Source organism: uncultured Campylobacter sp. (genome assembly GCF_938045535.1).
Lineage (GTDB): Bacteria > Campylobacterota > Campylobacteria > Campylobacterales > Campylobacteraceae > Campylobacter_B.
Genome location: NZ_CALIMQ010000331.1, coordinates 1 through 7,782, shown reverse-complemented (window position 1 = coordinate 7,782; position 7,782 = coordinate 1). Strand labels below are relative to the sequence as shown.

The following is a 7,782-nucleotide window of genomic DNA, read 5'->3' as shown; positions in this document are numbered from 1 at the left end:
CAGAAGAAGGCCGGCGGTCACGGCGAGTCCCGCAGCGATGCCTCTGCCGACCTCGATCGAGCCCGTAAACGCGAGTTTATCGAGCCCTTTGTGGGTGCGGACGAACTCGCCTGCCTTGCTTCCCTTGCCGGTTACGACGTTGATGACGCCCTTTGGAAGTAGCGGCGCGATTAGACGGATGAACTCCAAAATGCTAAGGCTGGTCTCGGAGCTTGGCTTAAATACGCATGTATCGCCCGCGGCAAGTAACGGAGCGAGCTTCCACGCGCCCATTAAAAATGGGAAATTCCACGGCACGATCTGTCCTACTACGCCGATCGGCTCGCGCAAAACGACGGATAGATAGCGCTCTTTTAACATATTGGCGCTGCCCTCCTCGCCCAAAATCACGCCCGCAAAATAGCGGAAATGCTCGATCGACCACGCTACGTCGACCGCGCGCGTCTCGCGGATCGGCTTGCCGTTGTCGATAGTCTCTACGGTGGCGATGAACTCGGCGTTTTGCTCCAGGACGTCGGCGATCTTATTTAGCAGTGCGCTGCGCTCATAAACGCTGGTGCGGCGGAAGCTCTCAAACGCCTTGCGGGCCGCGGCGACCGCTTTATCGACGTCCGCCTTGCTAGCATCTGCGATCTTTGAAATTTTCTCGCCGGTAGCGGGATTAAAAACGTCTAGGCTCGCGCCGCCTTCGGCACCCACAAACTCGCCGTCGATGAAAAGCTTATAGCTTGGTTGGATTGTAGCCATGCTTACTCCTTACGTGAAATATGACATTCGCTATTATATATCCGCGGCGATTAATGCGGCATAAATTTCGGAGCGAAAATCGGTTAAAATTTCGCGGTGTGTAAATTTGAGAAGCAATGCGGCGCCCGCGAAATTTTAAAATTTAATCTGCGTGCGCGACAGCGGAGGTTTTGAGCGGCTTTGAAGCGGCTCAAAATTTAACCCAGCGCGAGCGGCGAAATTTCAAAAGGTAACGTTTATGAAACGAGAGCGGAAATTCGGCTACGATAAAATTTCAGAATTCGGCTTTGATAAATTTTAAAATTCGGTCGCTTTGAAATTTTAAAATTTGGCTCTGCCGGAATTTTAAACTCGGCTTCGTTAAAATTTTAAAATTTTGCGAAGTAAGATTTTTGAAACATTTTGCGGAGCGGACGAGCAGTTTAAATTTACGACACGCGGCGGGCGGATCTGCGAATGCGCCTTAAACTATAGCCTGCCGATAAAATTTTAAAATTTTGTGGGGTAAAATTTCTAAAACATTTTTTGAGATGAAAATTCTACAACTATCTTTCGCGCGAGCTTTGCGAGACCCACAGCGATCGCTCGTAAAGCTCGCTTGAGCGGCGCCCGAGCAGGATGAAAGCGTGGCGCCGAAAGCAGCCGTAGCTGTTTTATAAAAACAGATACAGCAACGCACAACCTACGATATCTCGTAGCTTCTCGGGTACAGAGCGCGTAATCGCTCATGTACACAACTTCGGACGCAGAAGCCCAATCACTCGCGCGCACGGCTCGGACACAGTGAATCCAACTGCTCGCGCTGCGGCTCGCAGCTCGTTTGAGCACAGGGAAAGATAACTGCTCTGCGTGCGTCAGGCTCATTCAAGCCAAAAAATCGAACTAGGTGCACGAAACTCATGTTGTCGCAAGAACTGGGCGCTTTGAATTCGTTTGAGCGAGGGAGTGTAAGCCGCTTAAAATTTTAAAATTTAGGCTCGAAAAAGGTTTCTTCGTGGATGTTGGCAAAGGCGGCTTGCAGGCTGATAAAAAACCTCGGATGGGTCTTTTCGTACTGCGCCAAAAGCTCCTTCGTAGCGGCACGCGCGGTAGGCTCCTTGCCACCGTATTGCTTCGCGGGGCAAACCTCCTCCTCGCGCATGATCGGAAGCTCGTTATCTCTAGCACAAGCGGCGATTTGGCGCTCGCGCGCTAGAATGAACGGGCGGATGATCACGAGCCCCTTTTCGGCGACATAGCGCGGAGCGAGGGTACGCAGCGCTCCGTTAAAGGTGAAATTCATAAAAAAGCTCTCCGCGGCGTCGTCGAGGTGGTGGGCGATGGCGATCTTATTAAAGCCGTGCTCAAGCGCGTAGGAGTAGATGTATCCGCGCCTCATACGCGAGCAAAAGCTGCAAAACGTGGTGTTCGCGCGGATCTTTTCCTTGCCGAATTCAAAAATTTTAGTATCGATTATCTCGTATGGGATCTCGTGCTCTTTAAAATGGGCGCTTATCTCGCGCAGATCCTCGCCGATACCGTAGGTGACGGTGACGGCTCGAAACTCCCAATCTAGCGGGCTTACGCTTTGAAAGTGCTTCAGCACGTGCGCCAAACTCATACTGTCTTTGCCGCCGCTAAGAGCTAGTAAAATTTTATCGCCGCGCTCGAACATCTTGTATTTGGCGTTGGTTTGTCCGACGCGGCGAAGTAGTTTTTTGGAGAGGTTTATCATAACCTTTCGATCATTTTTAGGACGAAATTTGCGCTCGTTTGCGCGCTTGTTACCATAAACTCGTCAAAATCGAACTCGGCTTTGTGTCCCGCCTCATCGCTTATCGCGCGCAGCACGCAAAACGGCACGCCCAGCGCGTCGCACACCTGCGCTACGCTCGCTCCCTCCATCTCGACCGCGCTCGCATCAAACGTCCGCTCGATCCAGCTCTTGCGCTCCTCATCGCCCACGAACTGATCGCCGCTAGCGATGACGCCCGATTTTAGCGTGATGCCTAGCTGCTCGGCGACGCTTTGCGCGATAGAATTTAGCTTCGCGTCAGTTTGGACTGAAATTTTACTTCCCGGCACGAATCCGTGCGGATGCCCAAACGCCGTGATATCCAGATCGTGCTGCACGAGTGAGGTGGCGTATAAAATTTCGCCGATCTTAATGCCGCGCTTCAAAGCCCCCGCGACGCCCGTAAAAATGAGCGCGCGCGCACCGAATCTCTCGATCATAACCGTAGCCGTCAGGGCGGAATTTACCTTGCCGATCTTCGAATATGCGATCACGAGATCATGGCCGTTAAGCTTGGCGGCGTAGAATTTATTATTCGCATGCTCTACGGCCTCCACGTTCACGCCCCGCTCGCGCAGTGCGGATAATAGCGGCTCGATCTCTTCGGGCATAGCACCCAAGATCGCTACTTTCATCCGTTCTCCTTTGCAAATTTTACAAACTCGTCTAAGCTCGCAAGATCCGTGATGCTGAAGGTCGGCTTCTGCGTGATCTTTTTGTTTATACCTTTTAAAACCGCTGCGCCGAACTCGACGAAGCAGTCCGTCTCGCCCTCGTAATTTTTGATACTTTGCTTGTAAAGCACAGGGCCAATAAGCTGGGCCTTCAGCAGCTCTAGCGCTTCGGATTTCGTCGTGTATACTCGCGCCGTGGCGTTAGCAACGACTGGAGCGAAACTCTCTTTTAGCGCGGGGCGTAAAAATTTCAAAAGCTCGTTGCTGGCGCTTTGTAGCATAGGGCAGTGGCTCGCGACGCTCATATTAAGTAGCATCGCGCGCTTTGCGCCCGCGGCTTTAAACTCGCCCTCGAGTGCTGCGAGATCATCTTTTTTGCCAGCGACCACGATCTGTCCATCGCAGTTATAATTCGCCGCCCAAACCTGCTTGCCTGCGCTCGTCGCATCCGCGCAAATTTTTTCGACCGCCTCGTCGGCAAGAGCCAAGATCACCATCATTCCGGCGCCTTTGCCCTCGCAGGCGCTCCGCATAAGCCTGCCGCGAATATTTACTAGCTTTAGCATCTGCTTCGGCTCTATTCCTCCCGCAGCGCTTAGCGCGCTAAACTCGCCCAGCGAATGGCCAAGCAAAAACTGCGGAGCGATGCTAAGCTTTTCTTGATCCGCTCTTTCTTGCAGCGCCGCAAGCGCCATCATGGAATTTAATGCAATCGCGGGTTGCGTAAATTCCGAAACGTCGAGCTTGTCGCCGGGCTCAAACAGTAAATTTTTAAAATCGATGTCGGTAAAACTTGAAGCCTCATCCAAAAGCGCGCGCGCAGAGGCGGAGTTCTCATAAAACTCCCTGCCCATGCCTACGCTTTGGCAGCCCTGTCCGGGGAAGATAAAAGCAAATTTCATAAAAAATCCTAATGCTCGTGGTGGTGCCCGCCGCAGCACTCGTGACCGTCTGCATGTCCATGGCCTCCGCAACACTCGTGATCCTCTGCGTGATCGTGTCCGTGTCCGCCGCAGCACTCGTGATCCTCGTGATGGTTGTGTCCGCAGGCGCAGCTGTGAGCACCCTCCGGCTGGCCGGTAAGAATTTCGTCCGCCGTCGCTTCGCGATTCTCGACGATTTTTACGTTAAATTCCAGCTCCTTGCCCGCGAATGGATGGTTAAAGTCGATGGTAACGTCCTGCTCGCCGATAGCTTTGACGCTCACGCGGGTAGTCGCGCCGTCCTCCGCCTGACCGAAAAGCTCCATACCGACGACCAGATCGATGCCCGCAAACTGCTCTTTAGGCAGGATTTGCACGGCGTCTTCTCTATACTCGCCGACCCCGTCGCTCGGGCTTATTAGAACCGTTTTGCTCTCGCCCGCTTGTAGATTTAAAATTTCATCTTCCAGCTTTTGGATAATTTGATCTTTGCCGCTAAGAAAGGCGATCGGGGCGGAGTTTAAATTTGACTCTAAAATTTCGCCGGTTTTGCCGTCTTTTAGCTCATAATGCATCTTTATAACTCGGTTGTTAGCCATAGTTTTCTCCTATTTAAAATTTTATTTTTGATTTTGTATTTAAATTTAGGTTATCTAGTGGGCGCGGCTTTAGCTTCTTTGGAATCCGGGTATGAAGCTTTTAGCGCTTTGTAGAATTTATCTGCGCTGTCTTTATCACCGATCTTATCGAAGCTGATCGCGGTGTGATAAAGAAGTTTTGGGGTGTAGTCTTGGCTATCATTGTGCGAGATGCTCTTTTTATAGTAGTTTATCGCTTCTGCGTATGAGCCGGAAAAATATGAAATTTCGCCCAGCATATAGTTTGCCTTAGCGGGCTTGTAGTTCTTAGATACTAAATAATTATAGCGCTCTTTTGCGCCGGAATAGTCTTTTTTGGCATATAAAGCGTCAGCCTCTTTCAATACTGAAGCTTGATCTTTTGATTTAAAATCGGAGTCTGATTTTGTGCTAGCGGGAGCCGGAGCAGTGCCTGCGTCTAATTCAGCGTTTTTTTTTACGCTGCTGCCGCTACCTAATTTTTTATTAATTTCAGCAATTTGGGCTTTTATAGTTGCGATATCTCGTTTCATCTGATCTAGCTCGCTGTTACCTTGGCTTTTGCCGGTAGCGCGAATTTCTAGATCCGCTACCCTGTTTTCCAGGTTCGAAATTTTAGAATTTGTTCCTTCAAGGACACTTCGCAAACCTTCGACGCTCTCGCGTGTATTATCTACGCTAGTTTGCATCTCGCTTATACGCTTGCGATTGTCGCGCAATACTTGTTCGTTCTCAGTTAGCCCGTAAGAGCTGCCCGAATCAATATTGCCAGCATCAAATGCAGAAGTTTCTGCATTTAAAAAAGTGGCGACTCCCAAAAGAGCCGCCACCGTGAAATTTTTAAATTTCAAATTAGAATCCAACTTTGAATTCGTCGCGTCTGTTTTGAGCGTCGCACTCTTTAGAATGCTCTGTGCAAGCCATATTGCTCTCGCCGTAGCTTACTACGGAAATTCTGCTCTCATTTACGCCTTGAGCAACCAATGCGTCTTTAGCTGCAGTAGCTCTCTTTAGACCAAGAGCATAGTTGTACTCATCAGAACCCCACTCATCGCAGTTACCCTCAACTTTAACAGTTAGAGACTCTGCGCCTGCTTGGTTGAATAGAGCTGCGTTATTATTGATTGTGCCTTGTTGATCGGCTCTAATATTAAATTTATCAAAGTCGAAATAAACAGTGCCAACTTCACTTTGGATCTGAGATGCCAAAGCAGCTAGTCTATCTGCATCACTTGTGCTTGTAGTATCGGCCTCTGGGGTCTTTTTAGAACAACCGCTCAATAATAGAGCAGCAACTGCTATCGAAGATAAAACTAAATGTTTCATTTTCTATCCTTTCAAAAAAAATTGAAGTCATTATATCACGAGATTTTTTAATATTTTACCAATCAACCGATTGAATTTTACCCACTCTTAACGGAAATTGGAAGCTTTTATTCTCGTTAACTCTGATAATACCTACCGAGCTTCCGCCGCCGTCTTGCTTGATAAACATAATGCTACCGCCATCGCTAGAAAATCTAGGAAACATATTTTTGCCGCTAGCCGTTAACTGGCGTATCATATCGGTTTGAGTAGAGATTAAATATATATTAAATCCGCCCCCGCCGTCGCGACTAGAGTAAGTAACATAATTGCCATTTGTGCTGATGGAGTTATTGTTTTTGCCGTGGTAGACGAGCTGCTGAACGTTGCCGCCGTTTACGCTAGTGGCAAATACGTTTGGATAACCCAGACGATCACTCACAAAAGCCACGCGCGAATCGCCGTCGATAAAATTTCCATTTACATCAATGCCAGCATAATCAGTAATTTGCTTAGCGCTGCCCGAGGCTATATCATACAAATAAATATCGGGTTGATCTTTAGGCGCATTGGTGATTAAAAGCTTTCTGCCGTCGGCGCTTACATCTGAAGCTATCGTCATGCCGTGACCGGTAAAAATTTTACTTTTGCTAACGTTGGATAGATCAAATTTATAGATAGCGGGCGTATTTTTATTGACGTAGTAGGTATAATAAAATTCGTTCTGCGCCGCGCTTGCCCATTTAGGGAAGATATTTAATCCGCCGCGAAGCACCACCTGCTGGTAGGTAAGCGTATAGTCAGCCACCATGATCTCGCTCTCACGCGTCGAAGTGTAGCGAGAGAGCAAAATCATCTCCTTCATCCAATCGACGTTTGAGTACCCTAGCTGCTTGACGATCTCAGATACCGCCATATGGGCTAAAAACGGATATTTCTCGGCATTTGAAAGCGTAAAGCTCTTCTCGTACATCACCCTGCCGCTGTTTGCTTCGAGCACTTTGGCTTTTAGGCTCATCGGCGAACTTTTATCACTTACCGCGTAGCGCACGATAAGAGCGGCACCGCTAGAGCCTAGATTGTCGGAAGCGCCCGCATCATAGCTGCTTTGTAGATACTCGTCGCTGACTTCAAAAGTCGCGCCGACCTTTAGATCGCCCACCATAAGTTTAAAGAATTTGTTGCCAAATTCTGAATTTGCAAGGTTCGACGCATCTTGAACGACGATTTTAGGTAAATTTACCCCTTCGTTTACGATAGACATAGTCGCATCTGCCGCGAAAATGCTACTACAAAATACAAGAATCAAAAGTAGTTTCTTCATCTTTTCTCCTTAAATTTAATTTGCTACGTCGGATAATACCATTTCAAATGTGTGAGATTTATTATCCAGTGATTTTGGAAAGCTTCGCTTAGGAAGCTCATCTAAAAATTTCCTTAGCTTTTGGTTAAATTCTGTGCTACGCCCAAGCTCTAAAATTTGATAATTTAAAACTCGTCCATTGTTGCTAAATTCTATGCGGACTCTAGCCTCATCGGAAATACCTGCTTGATACTTCGTCCATAGAGCTTGCAATTTCGACGCCATCTGCGAAAAATAAGCATCTAACTCCTTTGAAATTTGAATTTTACCAGATTTTTGCGAAACGGAATTTCTTTCATAAATAAAATTCTGTTCCGAATCCGCCGCAAAAAGCATACAGCAAAACGCAAAAATACAAAAAATAATGACAAGTGACAAA

The 7,782-nt window shown here is 48.1% G+C and carries 9 protein-coding genes; all 9 read right to left on the bottom strand.

Annotated elements, in window-relative coordinates; translation table 11 throughout:
• Nucleotides 1-747, bottom strand: a 747-nt coding sequence (locus Q0095_RS10200) for an aldehyde dehydrogenase family protein (protein WP_297883399.1), incomplete at its 3' end; no start/stop codon positions are given.
• Between the two features lie 964 nt (nt 748-1,711).
• Nucleotides 1,712-2,461: an ATP-binding protein gene (locus Q0095_RS10195; RefSeq protein WP_297883398.1), complete on the bottom strand. Its 750-nt coding sequence runs from the start codon at nt 2,459-2,461 to the stop codon at nt 1,712-1,714.
• Nucleotides 2,458-3,156 (bottom strand): 5'-methylthioadenosine/adenosylhomocysteine nucleosidase, encoded by a 699-nt coding sequence (locus Q0095_RS10190; RefSeq protein ID WP_297883397.1) that lies wholly within the window; start codon nt 3,154-3,156, stop codon nt 2,458-2,460. The genes Q0095_RS10195 and Q0095_RS10190 overlap by 4 nt, the downstream gene beginning before the upstream one ends.
• Complete coding sequence (locus tag Q0095_RS10185; protein WP_297883396.1) at nt 3,153-4,097, bottom strand: ACP S-malonyltransferase; 945 nt, start codon at nt 4,095-4,097, stop codon at nt 3,153-3,155. Before Q0095_RS10185 ends, Q0095_RS10190 begins: the two co-directional genes overlap by 4 nt.
• Before the next feature lie 8 nt (nt 4,098-4,105).
• A complete protein-coding gene (locus Q0095_RS10180; RefSeq protein ID WP_297883395.1) occupies nt 4,106-4,717 on the bottom strand; it encodes a peptidylprolyl isomerase in 612 nt (203 codons plus the stop codon).
• 50 nt (nt 4,718-4,767) lie between these two features.
• The gene (locus tag Q0095_RS10175) at nt 4,768-5,586 is read right to left on the bottom strand and encodes a tetratricopeptide repeat protein (RefSeq protein WP_297883394.1); all 819 of its coding nucleotides are present in this window, start codon (nt 5,584-5,586) and stop codon (nt 4,768-4,770) included.
• A 1-nt stretch (nt 5,587) separates the two neighbouring features.
• A complete protein-coding gene (locus tag Q0095_RS10170) occupies nt 5,588-6,061 on the bottom strand; it encodes an OmpA family protein (RefSeq protein WP_177389412.1) in 474 nt (157 codons plus the stop codon).
• Nucleotides 6,062-6,116: 55 nt separating this feature from the next.
• On the bottom strand, nt 6,117-7,364 hold the full coding sequence (tolB, locus tag Q0095_RS10165; RefSeq protein ID WP_297883393.1) for a Tol-Pal system protein TolB: 1,248 nt from the start codon (nt 7,362-7,364) through the stop codon (nt 6,117-6,119).
• A 15-nt stretch (nt 7,365-7,379) separates the two neighbouring features.
• A partial coding sequence (locus Q0095_RS10160) for a TonB C-terminal domain-containing protein (RefSeq protein WP_297883392.1) occupies nt 7,380-7,782 on the bottom strand: 403 nt, incomplete at its 5' end.

Bases quoted from the DNA above. Each gene is read 5' to 3' on its own strand.
- Q0095_RS10195 (WP_297883398.1), bottom strand. From the start codon at position 2,461: ATGATAAACCTCTCCAAAAAACTACTTCGCCGCGTCGGACAAACCAAC.
- Q0095_RS10190 (WP_297883397.1), bottom strand. From the start codon at position 3,156: ATGAAAGTAGCGATCTTGGGTGCTATGCCCGAAGAGATCGAGCCGCTA.
- Q0095_RS10185 (WP_297883396.1), bottom strand. From the start codon at position 4,097: ATGAAATTTGCTTTTATCTTCCCCGGACAGGGCTGCCAAAGCGTAGGC.
- Q0095_RS10180 (WP_297883395.1), bottom strand. From the start codon at position 4,717: ATGGCTAACAACCGAGTTATAAAGATGCATTATGAGCTAAAAGACGGC.
- Q0095_RS10170 (WP_177389412.1), bottom strand. From the start codon at position 6,061: ATGAAACATTTAGTTTTATCTTCGATAGCAGTTGCTGCTCTATTATTG.
- tolB (WP_297883393.1), bottom strand. From the start codon at position 7,364: ATGAAGAAACTACTTTTGATTCTTGTATTTTGTAGTAGCATTTTCGCG.